Here is a 20,070-nt window from a genome sequence, read left to right on the forward strand (position 1 = left end):
ATAAAAACCGGAGCCTGTTTGCTCCGGTTTTCGGTCTCATCAATGAGGCGTCAGATTAGATAACACCCAATTCCCGCAGCCGCTCCATCAGGTAGCTGTGGGCGGTGTGACGCTCGGAGAGCACCACGTCCGGGCGCGGGTGCAGGAACAGCGGCAGGGAGATGCGAGATTTAGCGGCGCTGCCGCCGGTCGGATTGATCACGCGGTGGGTGGTGGAGGGGTAGTAGCCACGGGAGGCCTCCTGCAGCATGTCACCGATGTTGATGATGAGGGTGCCAAAATCGCAGGGCACGTCCATCCACTCCCCGTCCGAGCCCTTCACCTGCAGGCCCGGCTCGTTGGCGGCGGGCAAGATGGTCAGCAGGTTGATGTCCTCGTGGGCGGCGGCGCGGATGGCACCCGGCGCTTCGGTGCCGTCGAACGGCGGGTAGTGCAGCACTCGCAGCAGGGTCTTCTGGCTCTCTGCGATCATGGAGGAGAGCGGGCAGCTGTAGTGGGCGGCTATGTCCTTCGGGGTGTACTGCTCGACCCAGCCCAGCAGCTCGGCGGCCAGGTTGTTGGCGAGGGCATAGTACTCCATCGCTTGCTCTTTCAGCTCCGCCGGCATCTGGCCCCAGGGGTAGAGGTGGAAGTACTCTTTGAGATCTTTCTGGGTGTTGCCCTTGGCGACTTCGGAGACCGAGGGCGGGAAGTAACCGTCCTGGGTCTCGCGCTTGAACAGGAACTCCTGCTTCTGCTCGCTCATGAAGAAGCGATACCAGTTGTCATAGATGGACTGCACCAGCTCCTTCGGGATGGGGTGGTTGGTCAACACCCCGAAGCCGGTGGTACGCAGGGATTCGGTGAAACGCTCGGCCGCATCGGGGGAGCGGTAATCGACGGTCAGGACTTTCATTGTTTTTGTTACGTGCCAGTTAAAAGTAGGCGCAGTTTACCCTGCCAACCCCGGCAAGGAAAGGTCGCCTAAGTCATGGTCACAACAGCTTGAAAATATTGATAAAAACATCATGTTGCCACGACTTTGGCGGAGACTTGTCCTGCTCTCCATCCTCTCTAGAATGCCTGCACTTTCACCTAAGGAGCCCTTCCCATGTCCCCCAGGATGCTGTTGCTGACCCTGCCCCTGCTGCTCGCCGGTTGCAGCTCGCTGTCGGAAGAGGAGTGCCGCGCCATGAGCTGGTACAACCAAGGCTATCAGGACGGGACAGAGGGCAAGACCCGGGCGGCCAGCGGCGGCTACAGCAAGACCTGCGGCGAATATGGGCTCAAGGTGGACGAGGCGGAGTGGCAGCGGGGTTACGCCAAGGGGCTGGAGCTCTACTGCATCCCCGAGCTCGCCTACAGCAAGGGCCGGGAGGGGAGCGAGTACCTGGGGGTCTGCCCCAATGACACGACGTTCCTCACCCAGTTCGAGCGCGGCCGCAAGGAGTTCCTGCTGGCACAGCGCCTGAGTGAGTTGCAGCAGGAGCTGGAGCGGACCGAGCGCACCATCTACCAGCTGGATCAGCAGATCCGGGGCGAGAGCGACGCCAAGCAGCGGGACTACTACCGTGCCCAGCGCGATCGGGCCATCCGTCATTACGAAGGGGTTAGCCGGGAGTACAACCGGATCCGCTTCCCGGATCGGGTGATCCAGTTCTCCTTCGGTAGCTGAGCGTCAGGGAGAGCCCTCCCCCTCCCCGTTTCTTAGAACCTGTTCACGATCTGTGACGAGAGGTTGGCAGCAAGGTAAAGAGCAGCACAGGAACCGGAGTGTATGTGAATACATGAGGATTCCGAGCAGCACATGAGCCTTGATCACGGCCTCGCAGTAAGATCATGAACCGGTTTTCAAAGGATGATGGGGTGGCCGAGACCACCCCATCATGTTCCGGACTGCCAAGCGATCAGGAAGGCAGTACCCAGCGCTGCAGTGCCAGCGCGATGCCGTCCTCGTTGTGATCCGCGGTGACCTGATGGGCATGAGCCTGGATCTGGGGCGCCGCGTTGCCCATGGCCACCGCCAGCCCGACCTGCTCGAACATGCTGATGTCGTTGTTGTTGTCGCCAAACGCCACCACATTCTCCATCGCGATGCCCTCGCTCGCGGCCCACTGGGCCAGCCGGTTGCCCTTGCTGCACCCGGGTTGCACCAGCTCCACCGCATAGGGTGCCGCCCAGTCCTGGGTAAAGGGCAGGGCCTGCACCACCTCGCCCACGAAGCGGTGCAGGCGGCTCGGGTCCTGATTGAACAGCTCCAACTTCCAGACCGGTTTTTGTAGCCAGGCGGCGAGATCTTCGGCTGGCAGCAGGGAGACCTTGAGGTGATCCGGCTGATTGGCCGACCAGCGCCGCATCCGGTTCACATGCTCGTCGCAGCCGAGGTAGCCGATGCCTTCATCGAGGTGGAACAGGGCCCCCATCTGCTGCGCCTCGACCTGCGCCAGCAAGGCGGTGAGCGGCGCCACCGCCAGCGGATCCCCCGCCAGGATCCGGTCTTGCACCGGATCATAGAGATAGGCGCCGTTGCTGCAGATGATGGGGGTATCCAGCGCCAGCTCGTGGTGGAAGGGGCGGGCCGTCATGAAGTGGCGGCCGGTCACCAGCAGCACCTTGATGCCGTAGGCGCGGGCCTGCGCCAGCGCCGCCCGAGTCGCGGACGAGATCTTGTGATCCCGGGTCAACAGGGTGCCATCCATATCTAAAGCAATGGCCTGAAACTCTCTCATATCACCTCCAAAAACGGGGCATCGCGGGGCGCATGACTGAGCAAGGGGTCGCCGAGCGATCGGGTAATGCGAAGCAAAGAGTCATACCGTCCCAGACTCGCCGCGACTATGCAAGCCTCCCCTGCCGCCCCGCCTCCAATCTGTGATCCACCTGTCGCCCGGGATCAACCCGGCTCGGCACAGGCGGCCAGCCGTTCACGCCGATCCGCTCGTCTGCGTAGACCATAGAAGCCGAGGGCACAGATCACCCCGAAGATCGTCGCCAGATAGAAGGGCCACTCGGTGCCTGCCAGCAGCGCCGCGCTGCCCACCAGCACCGCCAGGATCTCGCTGCCCACCGCCAGGCCACGGTAGAGCCCCATCGCCTGGCCCTGCTGGCTGACGTGGCTGCGGTTGGAAACGGCAACCGAGGTGGCCAGCTCCCCCAGGCTCATGCCGATGCCGGCCGGGATGAAGGTGAGCGCCAGCCCCCACCACTGGCTCGGCAACACGAACATCAGCATGCCCGCCGCCATCACCAGGTGGCCCACGATGCCGAGCGTGCTGCCACGCCAGTGGTGGGCGAGCCGGGACCCGAGCCAGGAGCCCAGCATCATGGGCACGCTCACCAGCACGGCCCCCTGCGCCAGCTGCACCGGATCCCAGGCCAGCCGCTCCACCAACCAGACGTTGAAGTAGGTGAAATAGAGTTGCACCGCGCCGTAGCTGAGCAGGGTCAGCACGAAGTAGGGCAGCAGCCGGGGCTGTTGCAGCAGTTGCCAGCTCGAGAGTGGCGCCAGGGTCTGCTCCGCCACCACCGGTGGTCGCTTTGGCAACAGCCAGAGGATCAGCAGCAGGTTGCCCGCCGTCATGGCCACCGCCAGCCAGGCCGCCAGGCTGTAATCCCCCGAGATCACCGCGGCGTAGCCCCCGATCATCGGGCCCAGCACCCAGCCGAGGTTCATGCCGATGTTGATCCTGGCGAAGTTGCGCGCCTTGGTCTTGGGGGTGCTCATGTCCGCCGCCATGGCCTGGACGATGGCGATGTCGCCGTTGAAGAAGCCCTCCAACACCCGGCTCAGCAAGAGTAGCGGCAGGGAGCGCCAGGCGATCCCGAGCGCCATCAGGGCATAGCCCGCCAGCACGCCGACGAGGCAGAGGGTCAGTATGGGTTTGCGGCCATGGCGGTCGGACAGCCTGCCCAGCCAGGGCGCCCCCAGCAGCTGGAACAGCGGGTAGAGCCCCATGATGACCCCGAGCCACAGCTTGCGGCTCCAGTCGGACGCCTCCGGGGTCAGCATGCCCTGGGCCGGATCCAGCATCAGCGGCGCCAGCACCGGGGATGGCAGGCTGAAGCCCGCCACCGCCAGGGTCACCGTCATCACCAGCACCCAGAGACTGGCCTGCGTCTTGATTCCTTCCATGTACGCCCCATTAAATAAAGTTATTTGTTTATTTATACTGAATGGAGAGGCGTGATTAAGTAAAGCGAATTGTTGATTTAAATGACCCCGCTCCCCATAATGGCTCCATCAACGCCAGTGCCGACCAGCTTCTGTTTCCATTCACGCCATCTCCCCGGTACACGCCTGTCGATAACGAGAGCCACCCAATGAACGCCAGCACCGACAAGATACTGTTTCTGCTCAAGAGTCACGGACCCCAGAGCGCCGCCGCCCTCGGCGAGCAGTTGCAGATGACCTCCATGGGCGCCCGCCAGCATCTGCTCGCGCTGGAGGCCGAAGGCTGGGTGAGTTTCAGCGACGAGGCTCGTGGCCGGGGCCGTCCGGTGCGGCTCTGGCAGCTGACCGAGCAGGCCTGGCAGCGCTTCCCCGATACCCACAGCGAGCTGACCCTGCAGCTCATCGACGACGTTCAACAGCTGTTTGGCGAAGAAGGGATGGAACAACTCATCGCGCGACGGGAGCAGCAGATGCTGAGCCGCTATCGGGCCGAGCTGAACCAGCCAACGCTGGCGGAGAAACTGGCCGGGCTCAAGACGCTGCGCAGCCGCGAGGGCTACATGGCGGACATGAGTCAGGAGGAGGATGGCAGCTGGTTGTGGTGGGAGAGTCACTGCCCCATCTGCGCCGCCGCGCGGGCCTGCCGGGGATTTTGCAGGAGCGAGCTGGCGCTGTTTCGCCAGTTGCTGGCCCCCGCCGAGGTGGAGCGGGAACAATATCTGCTGGAGGGGGATAGACGCTGTCTCTATCGCATCAGGCCGCAGCCCTGATGCGCAAACGCCAGAAACAACAAAGCAGGCGCCGGGATGCCTGCTTTGTTGCCTTCGGGGAGGAGATGCTCTCGTTCCAGCCTGTCGTTTCCCGATAGAGTCGGACGGCTGATGGGGCTCTTGACCCGGTAAGGTCCTTCACCACAGAGACCTGGTCGGGTATCTGCTTTGCCACCGGAAGATAGGACCATGGTACCCTCCCCGGCGCGGTGAGTGGTTGTGAAGTAGCAAGTATTTACAGTTGTTTTTGCAATAGTTCACCCTTAATCTAGGGAAAGTGAATCAGTAATTGCAACGAGGAACGGATAATGCTGAAACTTGATCGTATCGACAGGCATATTCTGGAGTTGATGCAGGAGAATGGCCGCATCAGCAACCTGGAGCTGGCCGAGCTGGTCGGTCTCTCCCCTTCCCCCTGCTCCCGTCGGGTCAAGGCGCTGGAAGATGCCGGTCTCATCGATACCCACGTCACCCTGCTCAACGCCCGCCAGCTGGGGCTGACGCTCACCGCCTACATTCACATCTCCATGGACAGGCACACCCCGGAGCGGTTCGAGAACTTCGATCGGGCCATTCAGGAGCTGCCCGAGGTGCTGGAGTGCGACCTCATCACCGGCAACGACGCCGACTATCAGCTCAAGGTGGTGGTGCGGGACATGGAGCACTACCAGCACTTCCTGCTGGACAAGCTGACCCACATCTCCGGCGTGACCGGCGTGCGCTCCAGCTTCGTGCTGCGCCGCATCAAGCACAAGACGGCGCTGCCCCTCAACCATCTGGGGTAAGCCAGCGCGGCCCCTTCATCACCCTGGGCAAGGCGCCAGAGACCACAAAAAACAAGAGGAGGCCCGGGCCTCCTCTTCTGTTTGTTCGGTGTTAGCTCGAATGAGCTCAGACACTCACCGGGCTGACGTCCTGCACCTGCAGCAGCCAGCCTGCCTGCTCCTGCTGGGGCTCGCCACTCAGCCGCAGCCGCTCACCGGCAGGTACCCAGTGCCCCTCGGGCAGTGAGACCAGCAGACTCTCGTTACCGTTGTCGAACAGCCAGCGATCGGCGCCCAACGGCTCTATCAAATACCCTTCCATCTCCACTCTGGACTCGGCCTGCCAGGACGGCGCAACGGAATCACGGCTCTCGATGAAATCCCCCTGAACACCAAAACTGGACAGCCCCCACAGAATGGAGAGTCCGACGATGGATGACTGCATCTCTCTCTCCTTAAATGGCACTGTGGGGCCAGTATGGGAAGATAAAAATGAGCGCACCATGAACAAGGCGCCAAAGTGCAGGCGAGATCGCGAAAAAAACCGGTAAAGAGACCGGTTATGTCATTTTATGGTGTCTGCGTCACACTATTTTGGCGACTTTATCTACCACAGGTTCAGCTTGCAGCGTTTTCATCCAAAGGCGGTGGCGCGCAGCTGTCGCCGCGAATGGCGCCCGGCCGCCTGACTTGGGCCGGACTCAGCGCCCCAGCTGCCCGGCCAGGCGGTCGCAGAGCTGCTTGAGCTGCGCCAGCTCGCCATCATCCAGATCCAGCTGACTGCGCAGATTGTCGACCAGGCAACAGTCCCTGACCCCTTGCTGCAGCTGGCGGCCCGCCTCGGTCAGGCGAATGCACTTCTGGCGCTCATCCTCGCTGGAGATGCTGCGAGTCAGCCAGCCTTTGCTCTCCAGCCGCTTGACGATGGGGGTCAGGGTGCCCGCATCCAGCCCGGTCTCCTGTCCTATCTCCTTGAGACTGACCTCATCGCGCGCCCACAGCGACAGCATGACCAGATACTGGGTGTAGGTCAGGTCCAGCTTGTCCAGCAACGGCCGGTAGGCGCGCATCACCGCATTGGAGGCGCTGTAGAGGGCAAAACAGACCTGCTTTTTCAATTCACTCATGGGGCACCTCGCTGACAAGTGGGGCCAGTATACCTCAGTAAAAGGGAGGGCTGAATAATTTGCACACAAAACAGTTGCCAGCCCCCGGGTTCGGGATTAGTCTCGCTTTAGTTTGCACGCAAATCAATTCAGAGGCACCGACATGAAGACACTCTATCGTACCCAGGCCATCGCCCAGGCCGGCCGCAACGGCGAAGTCCATACCCTGGACAACAGCCTGCAACTGGCGCTGGCCCTGCCGACCGCCCTCGGTGGCAACGGCCAGGGCAACAACCCGGAGCAGCTGCTGGCCGCCGGCTATGCCGCCTGTTTCTCCAACGCGCTGCTCCACGTGGCCAAACAGCTCGGCACGCCCCTTCGCAGTGCCCCGGTCGAGGCGAGCGTCGAGCTGCTGGCGCTGGACGATGGTCGCTTCAATTTTGCCATCGCACTGGACGTCTCCCTTCAGGGAGTGCAGGCTGAACAGATTGTGCGTCTGGCACACCAGACCTGCCCCTTCTCCAACGCCATCCGGGGCAACGTCATCACCCATCTCTCGCTCAACGGCACCCCCTTGGAGGAAACACCATGAGTCAGCTCAGCCATCAGATCCAGCTGCTGCGTCGCCCGACCGGCCTGCCCACCCCGGCCGATTTCATCCTGCGGGAAGTCCCGCTACCCGCGCCTCTGGAAGGAGAAGTGCTGGTCGCCAACCAGTGGCTGTCGGTGGATCCCTACATGCGCGGCCGCATGAGCGAGGCCAAGAGCTATGTGCCGCCCTTCCCGCTCAACGGCCCGCTCGATGGCGGCGCCATCGGCACCGTGCTGGCCTCGCGCCACCCCGGTTTCAAGGTCGGCGACAGGGTCAGCAGCATGCTGGGCTGGCGCGACAGCTTCGTCGCCAAGGGGGAGCAGCTGACCCTGTTGCCAGCGACTTCCCTGCCCTCCCAGCTGTTCCTCGGCGCCCTCGGCATGCCGGGCATGACCGCCTGGGCGGGCCTGCACAAGGTCGCCCAGCTGCAGGCCGGTGAGACCCTGCTGGTCTCGGCCGCCTCCGGCGCGGTCGGTACCATGGCGGTGCAACTCGCCAAGCGGGCCGGGGCGCGGGTGATAGGCTCCACTGGCTCGGCCGACAAGGTCGCCTACCTCCAGACCCTGGGGGTGGACGCCGTGATCAACTACAAGGAGACGCCGGATCTCGATGCCGAGCTGGCCCGGCTAGCCCCGGAGGGCATCCACGTCTACTTCGAGAACGTCGGCGGCGCCATGCTGGAGGCGGCCCTCAACCAGATGACGGTCCATGGTCGCATCGTCCTGTGCGGCCTCATCGAGCAGTACAACAGCAACGGCGGCGCGAGCGGCCCGCGCAACCTCGCCCAGATGATCCGCAAGCGCATCCTGATGCAGGGGCTGCTGGTCTCCGATCACTGGCAGCACTACGGGGACTTCCTGGCCGAGGCCATCCCGGCGTTCGAGGCCGGGGCCCTGCAGGCCGAGGAGACCGTCAGCGAGGGGCTGGCCAGCATGCCGCAGGCCTTCATCGGGCTGTTCGAGGGCCGCAACACCGGCAAGATGCTGGTCAAGCTCGATTGAGTGGCGGATCGGCATCGAGATGAGGCAATCGGCCCGGATCTTCATTCAGGAGACGGGCCGACAACGGCCATGACGGCATGCCCGCGGGCCGGCTGTTCCGGCGTTTGCCGCCTTACTCCATCGTTTGAATAGATGCTATCTCGCACCATCTATCTACTGGACAGATAGAGAATCGACGCAACCTGACGATTGCCTTCGAGCTCACCGGCCGGTGACTTGCGAAACGGGCCCATCCGCCCTAAGGTGGGCCCGTTTTTTATGGTGCTATCTGGTCTCGGCAAGGCGCCTTTATGTCTCCCGTCGGGGTCGATCACGGCAGCATCCCGGTCCATCCGGCTCGTCTCGCGCCCCCTGGTCAGCCAGGGTGCAACCAGATTGCAATGACAGTACAGCCACAACAAGGAGCCCTCAGATGTCCACTCCCCATCCCCGCGTCGGTGTCGGCGTCATCCTGACCAATGCCAAGGGCCAGGTGCTGCTCGGCAAGCGCAAGGGCAGCCACGCGCCCTACTGGTCCATCGCCGGCGGCCACCTGGAGCTGGGCGAGAGTTTCGAATCCGCCGCCATCCGGGAAGTGGCCGAGGAGACGGGCTTCATCATCCAGGCCCCCAGCGTCATCGCCGTCACCAACAACCTGGAGACCTGGCGCGAGAGCGGGCTGCACTACATCTCGATCACCCTGCTGGCCGAGGTGGAGGGGGAGCCACAACTGCTGGAGCCCGAGAAGTGCGAGGGCTGGATCTGGTGCGATCCCCGCGAACTGCCCGAGCCCCACTTCGATGCCAGCCGCCAGTCGATAGCCTGCTGGCTGGCGGGACGTTGCCATCTGCCGGCGTCGAGCCAGCCTACCCCCTAGACCATCGCCTGCCGGCTGGCGGGACGTTGCTATCTGCCGCAACCCGAACTGTCATAAAAAAGTCACCGCTTTGTCATATGATCCGGGTCGATGATGACAACGAAGGGGTGACGACGTGGGACAGGTATTCATTCAATTTCTGTGGCTGGGCTGCATCAGCTTCGGCGGGCCCGCCGCCCATATCGGCTACTTCCAGCGCACCTTCGTCGCCCGCCTTGGCTGGCTGACTCAGGCCGAATTTGCCCAGTTGCTGGCGCTGTGCCAGCTGTTGCCGGGGCCGGCCTCCAGCCAGCTTGGCTTCGCCATCGGTCGTCAGCGCGCGGGGCTGGGGGGCGCCCTTGCGGCCTTCCTCGGTTTCACCCTCCCCTCCTTCCTGTTGCTGCTGGCGGCGGCCATCGGTCTCGGCCAAGCCGGCGCCAACCTCTGGCTGGCGGCGGCCCTGCACGGCCTCAAGCTGCTGGCTCTGGTGGTGGTGGCGGATGCGGTGCTCACCATGAGCCGCCAGTTCTGCCAACGCCCCTTGCAGCAGGGGATCATGGTGGCCACCGCCGCCGCCCTCTGGTGGCAGCCCGGCCTGCTGACCCAGCTCATCATGCTGGTTGGGGCGGCCCTGCTGTGCGCGCAGCCCGCGCACCGGCCCACGACCGCAGCGGGAGCATCGGAGCCGACGCCGCCCTCCTCCGTCGTCGGTAGCCAACCTCACTGGCCTGCTCTGCTGCTGTTTGCCCTGCTGTTCGTCGGCCTGCCACTGCTGGCCGATGGCCCGCTCGGTCAGCTGACAGCCGACTTCTATCGGGCGGGCAGCCTGGTGTTCGGCGGTGGCCACGTGGTGCTGCCCCTGCTTGCCGAGAGCGCAGGGCAGGCGCTCAACCAGCAGCAACTGCTGACCGGCTACAGCCTGGCCCAGCTGGTGCCCGGCCCCATGTTCACCCTGGCCAGCTACCTCGGCGCCTTGCTGCTGCCCGCCAGCCCCTTGGCGGGGGCCCTGCTGGCGACCCTCGCGTTGTTCCTGCCGGGCTTCCTGCTGCTGTGGGCCATGGGGCCCTGCTGGCAAGCCTGGCTGGCCCATCCCCGGCTGGCGGGCGCCGTCACCGGTATCAATGCGGCCGTGGTGGGGTTGCTGCTGGCGGCGATCTATCAGCCGGTGTGGCAAAGCGCCGTGCTGACGCCGCGGGATCTGGCGCTAGCCGCCCTCGGCTTCTATCTGCTGCGGGTATTGAAGCTGCCCATCCTGGCGCTGGCCGCCCTGTTGGTGGGCGCCGCCACGCTGCCGGCCTGACTCGGCAAGGATCCTTCACCATAAAAAAAACGGCGCCTCTTTCACCAGAGGCGCCGTGTTCATGTCGTGCGAGGCAGGCTTACTCGGCGTCGGGATCGAAGTCCAGACTCAGGCTGTTGACGCAGTAGCGCTGGCCGGTCTCGGTCGGCCCGTCCGGGAAGACGTGACCGAGGTGGGAACCGCACTGGCTGCAGGTGATCTCCACCCGCGCCATGCCGTGGCTGCGATCCTCGGTGTAGGTCACAGTCCCCTCGATGGCCCGATCGAACGAGGGCCAGCCGCAGCCCGAATCAAACTTGGCATCCGAGTGAAACAGCACGCTCTTGCAGCAGACGCACAGGTAGTCGCCGCTCTTGCGGTTGTGGAGCAGAGCACCGCTGTAGGGCTGCTCCGTGCCTTTCTCCCAGCAGACGCGAAACTGTTCGGCGCTCAGCTTGCTGCGCCACTGCTCGGGATTATTGCCACTCATACTGACTCCTCGTGATGCTTGCCGGGCAGGAATGATACTGCCCGGTTCTCGGGATTGCTGCGCCACCGTTCAGGATTGTTGCCATTCATACGGACTCCTTGCCATAGGTAACGGCGCCCAGCATACCCAGTCCGGCCGTTTCACTCTACCCCGCGAGCGGGAACTGTGATCCCGTTGGCAACACGACGGCAACATCCGGCGCCGCCATCACCCCCTCCTTTGCCAACGCCACCGCCGACAGGGCGACGCGCTCCAGCAGCTTGAGGGAGTGGGCACGCCCCACCGACACCTGGCGCTTGATGTCGTCCGGCAGGAAGGGCAGGCCGTCGTTGGTGGCGGTGTCGATGACCTGCACCCACTCCAATCCGGTGCCGGGTGGCGGCAGGCGGAACTGGATATCGTAGTCGCTGGCGTTGAACAGCACGTACCAGCGCTCCCCATCCCCCTCGAGCATGCCGATGTCCATGGCGAACGCCTGCCCCATGGGAGCATGCCAGTCCTGATCCGTCAGCTGATGGCCGTCGGGATGGTACCAGTTGACCTTGTGGCAGCTGACGGCGGCGCCATTCCAGCTGTCGTCGCTCAGTTGCAGGTTGGAGAAGACCCCGGATTCCGCCCGCAGCGCCATCATCTGCCGGGTGAAGGCGAGCAGCCGCTCATCTTCCGGTCGCAGTTGCCAGTTGACCCAGCTTATCTGGTTGTCCTGACAGTAGGCGTTGTTGTTGCCGAGCTGGCTGCGGCCCATCTCGTCCCCGGCCAGGAAGTGCGGGGTGCCCTGGGAGAGCAGCAGAGTGGCGATCAGGTTGCGCTTCTGCTGCTGGCGCAGGTTGTTCACTCTGGGGTCGAGCGTCGGTCCCTCCACCCCGTGGTTGTAGGAGAGGTTGTTGCCGTGACCGTCTCTGTTGTCCTCGCCATTGGCCTGGTTGTGACGCTGGTTGTAGGAGACCAGATCCTCCAGGGTGAAGCCGTCGTGGTAGCAGAGATAGTTGACGCTGGTGTGGGGGGCGCGCCAGTTCTTCGGGAACAGATCCCGCGAGCCCACCAGCCGGGTGGCAAAGTCCCCCATCTTGCCGGCATCCCCGCGCCAGAAGGCGCGCACCGTGTCGCGATAGCGGTCGTTGATCTCCAGCCACTGGCTCGGGAACTGGCCGAGCCGATAGCCGAAGGGACCTATGTCCCAGGGCTCGGCGATCAGCTTGACCCGCGCCAGCACAGGATCCGCCAGCATGGCCTTGAAGAAGGCGCTCATGGGATCGAACTCCCCCGCCTCCCGCGCCAGGGTGACCGCCAAGTCGAAGCGAAAACCGTCCACCTGCATCTCGGTGACCCAGTAGCGCAGGGCATCCAGCACCAGCCGCAGGCTGTTGGGGTGATCCAGATTGACGCTGTTGCCACAGCCGGTCACGTTGGCGTGACGGTTGTAGTCCGGGCCGTGTGCCCCGGTCTCGAAGGCGTAGTAGCCCGCGTTGTCGAAACCCTTGAGGGACAGCATGGGGCCGTCGGCGCCTGACTCGGCGGTGTGGTTGTAGACCACGTCCAGTATCACCTCGAGCCCGGCCCGATGCAGCTCGCGCACCATGGTCTTGAACTCGGTCACCGCGTCCCCCGCGCCGTAGCGCGGCTCGGGGGCGAAGAAGGCGATGGGGTTGTAGCCCCAATAGTTGGTGAGCCCCAACTGCTCGAGCCTAGGCTCGGACATGAAGGCCGCCACCGGCATCAGCTGCACCGAGGTGACGCCGAGCGCGGTCAGATGCTCGATCATCAGCGGATGGCTGATGCCGAGGTAGGTGCCGCGCAGCTCGGCGGGAACGCCGGGATGCTGGCGGGTGAAGCCCTTGACGTGGGTCTCGTAGATGACGACCCGCTCGGGGGAAATGGCGGGCTTGCCGACCCCCTGCCAGTCGAAGTCATCGTTGACCACCACCGACTTGGCCACCATGGCCGCACTGTCCCCCTCATACAGTTCGTCGTCCCAATGGGTCGGACGGCTGAGCGCCCTGGCATAGGGATCGATCAGCAGCTTGTCGGGATCGAACAGCATGCCGTCCCGCGGCGTGCCGTGGATCCGGTAGCCATAGCGCTGGCCGGCCTTCACGCCACGCACATAGCCGAAGCGATACTGGCCGCGCTGACCGGGCAGCGTCAGTCGAACCAGCTCCCGCTCCTGTTCGTCGAACAGGCAGAGTTCCACCCGATCCGATTGGGGGGCCCAGACACAGAAGTGGCAACCCGTCTCGTCGAGGCGGGCGCCCAGCGGGTAGTCCACCCCGTTTTCCATTACAAACATCAAGACTCCTGTTTGATGAACAAGGTCGCGAGCGGCGGCAGATCCAGCACTATGCTGTGCGCCATCCCCTGCCAGGGCGTCGGCTCGGCGACGAAGGCCAGCCCCACATCATAGTTGCTGCCCCAGTAATGCTCGCTGTCGGTGTTGAGCACCACGGCGTAGTGACCGGCCTGCGGCACCCCGAGTCGATAACCGATGCGCGGCACCGGGGTGAAGTTGCTGGCCACCAGAACCTGATTGGCGCCCTGCTTGTCGGCCCGCAGCCAGGCGAAGATGCTGTTGTCGGCATCCTGATGATCCAGCCAGCGGAAGCCCACTTGCTCATAATCGGCCTGATACAAGGCAGCTTCATGACGGTAGAGATGGTTGAGATCCCGGATCAGCCGCTGCTGACCACCGTGCTTGGGATATTGCAGCAGCTGCCAGGGCAGCTGGGCATCATGATTCCACTCGTTGCTCTGGGCGATTTCGGTGCCCATGAAGTTGAGCTTCTTGCCCGGGTGAGCATACATGAAGCCCATGTAGGCGCGCAGGTTGGCGGCCTGCTGCCACTCGTCCCCCGGCATCTTGTAGAGCAGGGAGTGCTTGCCGTGCACCACTTCGTCGTGGGACAGGGCAAGGATGAAGTTCTCATCATAGTGATACACCATGGAGAAGGTCATCTCGTTGTGGTGATAGCGGCGGTGCACCGGCTCCTTTTGCATGTAGCTCAGGGTGTCGTGCATCCAGCCCATATTCCACTTGAAGCCAAAGCCCAGCCCGCCCAGGAAGGTGGGCTTGGAGACCCCAGCGAAGGCGGTGGACTCCTCGGCAATGGTCATGGTGTGGGGATACTTGCCGTACACCTCTTCGTTGGTCCATTTCAGCAGGCTGATGGCCTCGTAGTTGTGGTTGCCGCCGTCGACGTTCGGCACCCACTCACCGGCGTTGCGGGAATAGTCCAGATAAAGCATGGAGGCGACCGCATCCACCCGCAGGCCGTCGATGTGGAACTTGTCGAGCCAGAACAGCGCGCTCGCCACCAGGAACTGGCGCACGTTGTTGCGACCGAAATCGTAGATGTAGGAGTTCCAGTCCGGGTGCCAGCCACGGCGCGGATCCTCGTACTCGTAGAGCGGGGTGCCGTCGAAACGGGCCAGACCGTGGGCATCGGCCGGGAAGTGGGCGGGTACCCAGTCCAGGATCACGCCGATCCCGGCCTGATGGCACTGGTCGACGAAGTATTTGAAGTCATCGACGCTGCCGAAACGGCTGGTCGGCGAGAACATGCCCACCGGCTGATAGCCCCAGGAGCCGCTAAAGGGGTGCTCGGAGACCGGCATCAGCTCGATGTGGGTGTATTCCATCTGCTTGACGTAATCGACCAGATCCACCGCCAGCTCGCGCCAGCTCAGGCTGTCGCCGTTGGGGTGACGCTTCCAGGATCCCACGTGCAACTCGTAGATGGAGAGCGGCTGCTCCCGCTTGTCGTTGTGCTGGCTCTCGCGCCAGGCCGCATCCTGCCACTGGTATTGCTCGTGGTCATGGATGACGGAGGCGAACGAGGGATACTGCTCGCAGTAGAAGCCAACCGGATCGCTCTTGTGGGGCAGTCGGTGGCCAGCCGGATCTTTGAGCTCAAACTTGTAGCGATCCCCCGCCTTGAGACCCGGCACGAACAGCACCCAGTGACCACACTGGCTGCGCTGCATGGGGTGGCGACGGCCGTCCCAGAAGTTGAAGTCGCCGATCAGGCTCACCGAACTGGCGCTCGGCGCATAGACGGCGAAGCGCACCCCCTCGACCCGCAGGCCAAGGTGCTCGACACTGCGTAACTGGGCGCCGAGGGTGTGGTAGATATTTTCCGGCTGCGACGCCAGCTCTGCCAGACCATCCCAGGCGGCAGCCTGAAACTGATAAGGGTCTATGTATTCGGCACTGGCATCGGGGTAGCTGGCGAGCAGCTGATAAGGGAAGGGATTCTTGCGACGGGTGAAAACAGTTTCAAAAAGGCCCGCTTCATCGGCGGAGGTCAGAGTGGCCACTATCTTGCCGGACTTGAGATCCCTGACCCGGACCGAGGTGGCATCGGGTAACCAGGTGGTGAGTTTCAGGCCTGGTCCATCAGGATTGGCCAGCAGGCCTAGATGGGAAAAGGGCTCGGCACAGCGGGCGGCAACCAAACGTTCAACGGGCATCGACATTTCCTTTCATGGCTGAGCATCCGCTCCGGCCAAAGCCGAAGCGGATGAAAGTTAGTCAGTTGGCGACAATGGCTCAACGACTGGCCTCGTCACGGGCCTGGCTCATCTTGCCTGCCAGCGCCTTGAGCGCCTCATCGGCAAAAATATCCTCCAGATCGCGGGAGAGCTTGCGACGCCAGTTGGGGTATTCGTAACTGGTGCCCGGCACGTTGACCGGCTTGTCCATCTCCAGCCAGTCTTCCAGCTGGGTGCTGAACAGGGCGCAGCTGCCGCGGGACATGTGCAGTTGCAGACCGTGGTTGAGCTCGGTGTTCATGCCGACCCAGTTCACGTCGTGGCTGATGTTCTGTGAGATGACCCCATGGGCGTGCAAGCTGTCAAGGATCCGCTGCTTGGCCTGGTGGCGATCAGCATACAGGGTCTTGAGCACATCTTCATCTGGATACAATCCCAATTCGCGACCCAGCGCCAGATCGTCACATTGCCAGAAGCCCTTCAGGGTCGGCATGTCGTGGGTGGTCAACGCCGACATCGCTTGCTCGGTGTAGTGCGCCGGGGAGATGAAGCCACCATCCTCCTTGGAGCGCTCGAAGAAGAACACCTTGTAGGAGTGCACGCCGTTCTCCTTGAGGGTGACGTCGATGCCCTCCGGCACGGTGCCGAGATCTTCCCCGATCAGCAGACACTGGTTGCGGTGGGACTCGAGCGCCAGGATCCCCAGCAGGTCGTTGACCGGATAGTAGATGTAGGCGCCCTTGGCGGCAGACTCTCCGGGCGGCACCCACCACAGGCGCAGCAAGGCCATGACGTGGTCGATCCGCAGCGCGCCGCAGGCACGCATGTTGGCACGGAACAGGTCCACCATCGGCTGATAGGCCGCCTCGAACAGCTGGTTCGGGTTCATCGGGGGCAGACCCCAGTTCTGACCGAGCGGGCCCAGGATGTCCGGCGGCGCACCGACCGAGGCTTTCGGGCAGTAAAGATCCCGGTTGGCCCAGATCTCGGTGGACCCCTCGGAGACGCCCACCGCCAGATCCCGGTAGATCCCCATCACCATGCCGGCGGCCTTGGCACGGGCATCTGCCTGCGCCAGCTGCTCGTCGGCCAGGAACTGCAGGTAGAGGTAGAAAGCCACATCCTGGCTGTGCTCGGCCATCCAGGCTGCCACTTCGGGATGGTGGTAATCGCGCAGCGCCTCTGGCCAGACCGGCCAGCCCCAGGCGTTTTCGCCCTTGGCATAGAAATGGGCCTGAATCGCATCAAACACCGCCTGCTGCTGCAGGCTGTCACCACCGGCCGCCACGAAGGCATCGAACTGCGCCTGACGCTCGGCTCCGAGGCTCGCCTGGTCGAACACCTGACGCAACATGCCGATTTTGGTCTCGATGACGCCGGTGTAGTCCACATTCTCCTTGGCACGCAGGGAGGCGAGATGCTGCTGGAAGGCCGGATTGGCCACCTCGGCCTTGAGCCGCTCATTGGCCAGGAACTCGGGCACCACCTCGACGTTGATGTAGGCCACGTTGAGCCAGCGACGGGAGGAGGGGCTGTAAGGGCTGGCACTCTCCGGGTTGGCCGGATAGAGCGCGTGGATCGGATTCAGGCCGACGAAGTGGGCACCCCAGGCGGCCGCTTTCTCGACCAGCTGGCCAAGATCGCTGAAATCCCCCATGCCCCAGTTATGGCGGCTGCGCAGGCAGTAAAGCTGCACGCTCGGACCCCACACCTTGCGCCCATTGGCGATCTGCGCCTGCTTGTAACAGGACTTGGGGGCGACGATGAGGCGCATGCTGGCGAGTGGCTCGTCGTTGCCCTCTTCCAGCAGGGTCAACTGGTGATAACCGAGTTCGGGCTGCACATCCAACGCGACGCGATAGGCCTGGCACTCCATCTCCTCAAACTCGGCGACCCCGATCAGTTCTCCCTCGATGGGGGTGAGCTGGCCGGTCAACAGGGCGCCTTGCTCCAGCGCGATCTGCCAATGCAGAGCATCGTTGACGAACTCGATGGGCAGACGGACTTCGAGGCTGATGGCATCGCCACTGCGGACCACCATCACGGGATCCAGTGGACGCAGCCAATGTTGGCGGTGTTCCTGCTCAAGCTGCTCGGTCAGGGCGGCCTCGTCATCGACGCGGTAGCCCATGGCGCCCAGCATGGCGGCCTTGCTCTCTTCGGATACCTGGGCCGGGTGGCCCCGAGGCATCAATATACTCGCTGGCAATGCCTTTGGCGGCAGCCAGCTGTTCAATCAGGGTGGTCATAGTTTGAGAATTCCCGCTGTGGATTCTATCTATACTATTTGATTAATTTTTATGGGTGGTGCTTGAACAGTGGCTCTTTGGCCATGCTAAACCGCGCACATTTTTACATATCTCCCCGGCTGGATGTGTGACCGGGCAGGCACTATTGTTGATCTCTGTGACGAGAACCAGCTGATGGAACATTCGACAAAAGTTGGTAGTCAGTTACATAAACCGAAAATTAATTTCACAGTTTTTCATGATATAGCGCAATTTCGCGCAGATTGTTGGTTGACTCACGGGGGAGTTCTAGTAAATTTACAAACGGAATTTTCTTTGACTACTGAACAGTTAGGTAACCAATTATGACTATCAAAGTAGGTATTAACGGTTTTGGCCGCATCGGCCGTTTCGTCTTCCGTCTGGCCGCTGAGCGCAACGACATCGAAGTAGTTGGTATCAACGACCTGATCGACGTTGACTACATGGCTTACATGCTGAAGTACGACTCCACTCACGGCCGCTTCAATGGCACCGTTGAAGTCAAAGACGGCAACCTGGTTGTCAACGGCAAGACCGTACGTGTTACCGCTGAGCGTGACCCGGCAAACCTGAAATGGGACGCCATCGGTGTTGACGTTGTTGCCGAAGCCACCGGTCTGTTCCTGGACGACGCCACCGCTCGCAAGCACATCGCTGCCGGTGCCAAGAAAGTCGTTCTGACTGGTCCGTCCAAAGACGCTACCCCGATGTTCGTCATGGGTGTTAACGACTCAACCTACGCTGGCCAGGACATCGTTTCCAACGCTTCCTGCACCACCAACTGCCTGGCCCCGATCGCCAAGGTTCTGAACGATACCTTCGGTATCGAATCCGGCCTGATGACCACCGTTCACGCAACCACTGCTACCCAGAAGACCGTTGATGGTCCGTCTGCCAAAGACTGGCGCGGTGGCCGCGGTGCGGCTCAGAACATCATCCCGTCCTCTACCGGTGCCGCCAAGGCTGTGGGTGTCGTTATCCCTGAGCTGAACGGCAAGCTGACCGGTATGGCGTTCCGCGTACCGACTCCGGACGTGTCCGTTGTTGACCTGACCGTCAACCTGAAGAAAGCCGCTACCTACGCTGAAATCTGTGCAGCGATGAAAGCCGCTTCCGAAGGTTCCATGAAGGGCGTGCTGGGCTACACCGAAGATCAAGTGGTTTCCACTGACTTCCTGGGTGAGCGTCAGACTTCCGTGTTCGATGCCAAAGCCGGTATCGCACTGAACGACAAGTTCGTTAAAGTTGTATCCTGGTACGACAACGAAATGGGCTACTCCAGCAAAGTTCTGGACCTGATCGCTCACATCTCCAAGTAATTTGGAATGCGCAATCACGTAGCGTAAAAAAGGCGGCCATTGGCCGCCTTTTTTGTATTCTGAGTCTTGCTACCCTCTTTTCTGAATGTGCGCGCGCACAGGAGCCTTCATGCAACCCATACGTACTCTGACTGCCCATTGCAGCCTCAGCCACAACGCGGCAGGCCTGCCCCTGCTGACCATCGACAATGCCCATGCCAAGGCCGAGATCAGCCTGTTTGGCGCCCATGTGCTGAGTTATCAGCGTCACGGCGAGCCGGCCTCGATCTGGCTCAGCGACAAGGCCGTGCTGGATGGCAGCAAGCCCATCCGCGGCGGCATTCCCATTTGCTGGCCCTGGTTCGGCCCGGCCCCCGCCCGTGTCGGCAGCGGCAAGCCCGCTCATGGCTTCGCCCGTACCACCCTGTGGGCTCTGGATGGCGTCTCCGACCACGAGGATGGCACCCTGGTGCACCTCTCCCTGACCGACAACGATGCCAGCCGTGCCCTCTGGCCACACCCCTTCGAGCTGGAGCTGGACGTGCTGATCGGCAAGGAGCTCTCCCTGGTGCTGACCACCCGCAACACCGGCAGTGCCCCCCTCGTCTACAACGCCGCCCTGCATACCTATCTGCAGATAAGCAGCCCGGCGGCCGTCAGCGTAACGGGCCTGGGTGAGCCATACCACGACAAGCTGAGCGGCCAGGATGCACGGCAGCGGGGCGCCTTGACGCTCTCTGGCGCCATGGATCGCATCTACCTGCAACCATCACCCAGGGTCACAGTGCAGGATGGCGAGCGAGCCATTCATGTGGTCAGCGGCAACCACGACAGCATAGTGGTATGGACTCCCTGGCTGGAGGGCGCCAGCGCCATGGCCGACATGAGCGATGATGGCTATAGCACCATGTTCTGCGTCGAGGCCGCCATCACCGCCGATGCTGGCGTCACAGTGTTGCCGGACGAGGAACACAGTTTCTCCACCGTGATCATCTGATCCCGAATGATGCGGCTGTCGCGCCAGCCGCTG

17 protein-coding genes and 1 pseudogene are annotated in these 20,070 nt (G+C 62.8%); 9 read left to right on the plus strand and 9 right to left on the minus strand.

The annotated features are described in order from the left end of the window. Positions 1–55: 55 nt before the first annotated feature. The gene (locus ACZ9IL_RS14035) at positions 56–895 is read right to left on the minus strand and encodes an isopenicillin N synthase family dioxygenase (protein WP_476004059.1); all 840 of its coding nucleotides are present in this window, start codon (positions 893–895) and stop codon (positions 56–58) included. 195 nt (positions 896–1,090) lie between these two features. Between ACZ9IL_RS14035 and ACZ9IL_RS14040 the strand changes: the two genes are divergently transcribed. After that, positions 1,091–1,654: a DUF2799 domain-containing protein gene (locus ACZ9IL_RS14040; RefSeq protein WP_476004060.1), complete on the plus strand. Its 564-nt coding sequence runs from the start codon at positions 1,091–1,093 to the stop codon at positions 1,652–1,654. A gap of 232 nt (positions 1,655–1,886) precedes the next feature. On the opposite strand, the gene ACZ9IL_RS14045 is transcribed toward ACZ9IL_RS14040, so the two are convergent. Both ACZ9IL_RS14045 and ACZ9IL_RS14050 read right to left on the minus strand, forming a co-directional pair. Continuing rightward, on the minus strand, positions 1,887–2,708 hold the full coding sequence (locus ACZ9IL_RS14045; protein ID WP_476004061.1) for a Cof-type HAD-IIB family hydrolase: 822 nt from the start codon (positions 2,706–2,708) through the stop codon (positions 1,887–1,889). A 164-nt stretch (positions 2,709–2,872) separates the two neighbouring features. Then, positions 2,873–4,111 (minus strand): MFS transporter, encoded by a 1,239-nt coding sequence (locus ACZ9IL_RS14050; RefSeq protein ID WP_476004062.1) that lies wholly within the window; start codon positions 4,109–4,111, stop codon positions 2,873–2,875. A gap of 188 nt (positions 4,112–4,299) precedes the next feature. Between ACZ9IL_RS14050 and ACZ9IL_RS14055 the strand changes: the two genes are divergently transcribed. Continuing rightward, the gene (locus tag ACZ9IL_RS14055) at positions 4,300–4,920 is read left to right on the plus strand and encodes a helix-turn-helix transcriptional regulator (RefSeq protein ID WP_476004063.1); all 621 of its coding nucleotides are present in this window, start codon (positions 4,300–4,302) and stop codon (positions 4,918–4,920) included. A 308-nt stretch (positions 4,921–5,228) separates the two neighbouring features. After that, on the plus strand, positions 5,229–5,705 hold the full coding sequence (locus ACZ9IL_RS14060; RefSeq protein ID WP_033129694.1) for an Lrp/AsnC family transcriptional regulator: 477 nt from the start codon (positions 5,229–5,231) through the stop codon (positions 5,703–5,705). Between the two features lie 106 nt (positions 5,706–5,811). Here ACZ9IL_RS14060 and ACZ9IL_RS14065 read toward each other — a convergent pair whose 3' ends face one another. Continuing rightward, positions 5,812–6,129, minus strand: a complete 318-nt coding sequence (locus ACZ9IL_RS14065; protein WP_476004064.1) for a hypothetical protein — start codon at positions 6,127–6,129, stop codon at positions 5,812–5,814. A 256-nt stretch (positions 6,130–6,385) separates the two neighbouring features. Beyond that, positions 6,386–6,811 carry a MarR family winged helix-turn-helix transcriptional regulator gene (locus ACZ9IL_RS14070; protein WP_476004065.1) on the minus strand — a complete coding sequence of 142 codons (426 nt, stop codon included), beginning with the start codon at positions 6,809–6,811 and terminating at the stop codon, positions 6,386–6,388. A 142-nt stretch (positions 6,812–6,953) separates the two neighbouring features. Between ACZ9IL_RS14070 and ACZ9IL_RS14075 the strand changes: the two genes are divergently transcribed. The 4 genes from ACZ9IL_RS14075 to chrA all read left to right on the plus strand — a co-directional run bounded on the left by ACZ9IL_RS14075 (position 6,954) and on the right by chrA (position 10,518). Next, entirely contained in the window at positions 6,954–7,382 is a 429-nt protein-coding gene (locus tag ACZ9IL_RS14075; protein ID WP_476004066.1) for an organic hydroperoxide resistance protein, read from the plus strand. Further along, positions 7,379–8,383, plus strand: coding sequence for an NADP-dependent oxidoreductase (locus ACZ9IL_RS14080; RefSeq protein WP_476004067.1), 1,005 nt, complete (start codon positions 7,379–7,381; stop codon positions 8,381–8,383). Before ACZ9IL_RS14075 ends, ACZ9IL_RS14080 begins: the two co-directional genes overlap by 4 nt. A 412-nt stretch (positions 8,384–8,795) precedes the next feature. Further along, positions 8,796–9,239 (plus strand): nucleotide triphosphate diphosphatase NUDT15, encoded by a 444-nt coding sequence (locus tag ACZ9IL_RS14085; protein ID WP_476004068.1) that lies wholly within the window; start codon positions 8,796–8,798, stop codon positions 9,237–9,239. Positions 9,240–9,354: 115 nt separating this feature from the next. Continuing rightward, entirely contained in the window at positions 9,355–10,518 is a 1,164-nt protein-coding gene (gene chrA / locus ACZ9IL_RS14090; RefSeq protein WP_476004069.1) for a chromate efflux transporter, read from the plus strand. Positions 10,519–10,597: 79 nt separating this feature from the next. Here the strand turns inward: chrA and msrB are convergent, their stop codons facing one another. The 4 genes and pseudogenes from msrB to malQ form a co-directional block, all read right to left on the minus strand. After that, a complete protein-coding gene (gene msrB, locus ACZ9IL_RS14095; protein ID WP_476004070.1) occupies positions 10,598–10,987 on the minus strand; it encodes a peptide-methionine (R)-S-oxide reductase MsrB in 390 nt (129 codons plus the stop codon). A 145-nt stretch (positions 10,988–11,132) separates the two neighbouring features. Then, positions 11,133–13,274, minus strand: a complete 2,142-nt coding sequence (gene glgX / locus ACZ9IL_RS14100) for a glycogen debranching protein GlgX (protein ID WP_476004071.1) — start codon at positions 13,272–13,274, stop codon at positions 11,133–11,135. Beyond that, positions 13,274–15,451 (minus strand): 1,4-alpha-glucan branching protein GlgB, encoded by a 2,178-nt coding sequence (gene glgB, locus ACZ9IL_RS14105; protein WP_476004072.1) that lies wholly within the window; start codon positions 15,449–15,451, stop codon positions 13,274–13,276. The genes glgX and glgB overlap by 1 nt, the downstream gene beginning before the upstream one ends. A gap of 79 nt (positions 15,452–15,530) precedes the next feature. Further along, a pseudogene (gene malQ, locus ACZ9IL_RS14110) lies at positions 15,531–17,721 on the minus strand (4-alpha-glucanotransferase). A 344-nt stretch (positions 17,722–18,065) separates the two neighbouring features. Here malQ and gap point away from each other — a divergent pair. Further along, the gene (gap, locus tag ACZ9IL_RS14115; protein ID WP_042651298.1) at positions 18,066–19,061 is read left to right on the plus strand and encodes a type I glyceraldehyde-3-phosphate dehydrogenase; all 996 of its coding nucleotides are present in this window, start codon (positions 18,066–18,068) and stop codon (positions 19,059–19,061) included. 109 nt (positions 19,062–19,170) lie between these two features. Then, entirely contained in the window at positions 19,171–20,037 is an 867-nt protein-coding gene (locus ACZ9IL_RS14120; protein ID WP_476004073.1) for a D-hexose-6-phosphate mutarotase, read from the plus strand. Positions 20,038–20,070 lie beyond the last annotated feature (33 nt).

It is taken from the genome of Aeromonas sp. TECH754 (genome assembly GCF_056279295.1).

What these genes read in the sequence shown, in the direction of transcription:
- ACZ9IL_RS14070 (WP_476004065.1), bottom strand. Translation starts at nt 6,811, where the DNA reads ATGAGTGAATTGAAAAAGCAGGTCTGTTTTGCCCTCTACAGCGCCTCC.
- glgX (WP_476004071.1), bottom strand. Translation starts at nt 13,274, where the DNA reads ATGTTTGTAATGGAAAACGGGGTGGACTACCCGCTGGGCGCCCGCCTC.
- ACZ9IL_RS14050 (WP_476004062.1), bottom strand. Translation starts at nt 4,111, where the DNA reads ATGGAAGGAATCAAGACGCAGGCCAGTCTCTGGGTGCTGGTGATGACG.
- ACZ9IL_RS14075 (WP_476004066.1), top strand. Translation starts at nt 6,954, where the DNA reads ATGAAGACACTCTATCGTACCCAGGCCATCGCCCAGGCCGGCCGCAAC.
- msrB (WP_476004070.1), bottom strand. Translation starts at nt 10,987, where the DNA reads ATGAGTGGCAATAATCCCGAGCAGTGGCGCAGCAAGCTGAGCGCCGAA.
- gap (WP_042651298.1), top strand. Translation starts at nt 18,066, where the DNA reads ATGACTATCAAAGTAGGTATTAACGGTTTTGGCCGCATCGGCCGTTTC.
- glgB (WP_476004072.1), bottom strand. Translation starts at nt 15,451, where the DNA reads ATGCCCGTTGAACGTTTGGTTGCCGCCCGCTGTGCCGAGCCCTTTTCC.
- ACZ9IL_RS14045 (WP_476004061.1), bottom strand. Translation starts at nt 2,708, where the DNA reads ATGAGAGAGTTTCAGGCCATTGCTTTAGATATGGATGGCACCCTGTTG.
- ACZ9IL_RS14085 (WP_476004068.1), top strand. Translation starts at nt 8,796, where the DNA reads ATGTCCACTCCCCATCCCCGCGTCGGTGTCGGCGTCATCCTGACCAAT.
- ACZ9IL_RS14080 (WP_476004067.1), top strand. Translation starts at nt 7,379, where the DNA reads ATGAGTCAGCTCAGCCATCAGATCCAGCTGCTGCGTCGCCCGACCGGC.
- ACZ9IL_RS14120 (WP_476004073.1), top strand. Translation starts at nt 19,171, where the DNA reads ATGCAACCCATACGTACTCTGACTGCCCATTGCAGCCTCAGCCACAAC.
- ACZ9IL_RS14060 (WP_033129694.1), top strand. Translation starts at nt 5,229, where the DNA reads ATGCTGAAACTTGATCGTATCGACAGGCATATTCTGGAGTTGATGCAG.
- ACZ9IL_RS14065 (WP_476004064.1), bottom strand. Translation starts at nt 6,129, where the DNA reads ATGCAGTCATCCATCGTCGGACTCTCCATTCTGTGGGGGCTGTCCAGT.
- ACZ9IL_RS14055 (WP_476004063.1), top strand. Translation starts at nt 4,300, where the DNA reads ATGAACGCCAGCACCGACAAGATACTGTTTCTGCTCAAGAGTCACGGA.
- ACZ9IL_RS14040 (WP_476004060.1), top strand. Translation starts at nt 1,091, where the DNA reads ATGTCCCCCAGGATGCTGTTGCTGACCCTGCCCCTGCTGCTCGCCGGT.
- ACZ9IL_RS14035 (WP_476004059.1), bottom strand. Translation starts at nt 895, where the DNA reads ATGAAAGTCCTGACCGTCGATTACCGCTCCCCCGATGCGGCCGAGCGT.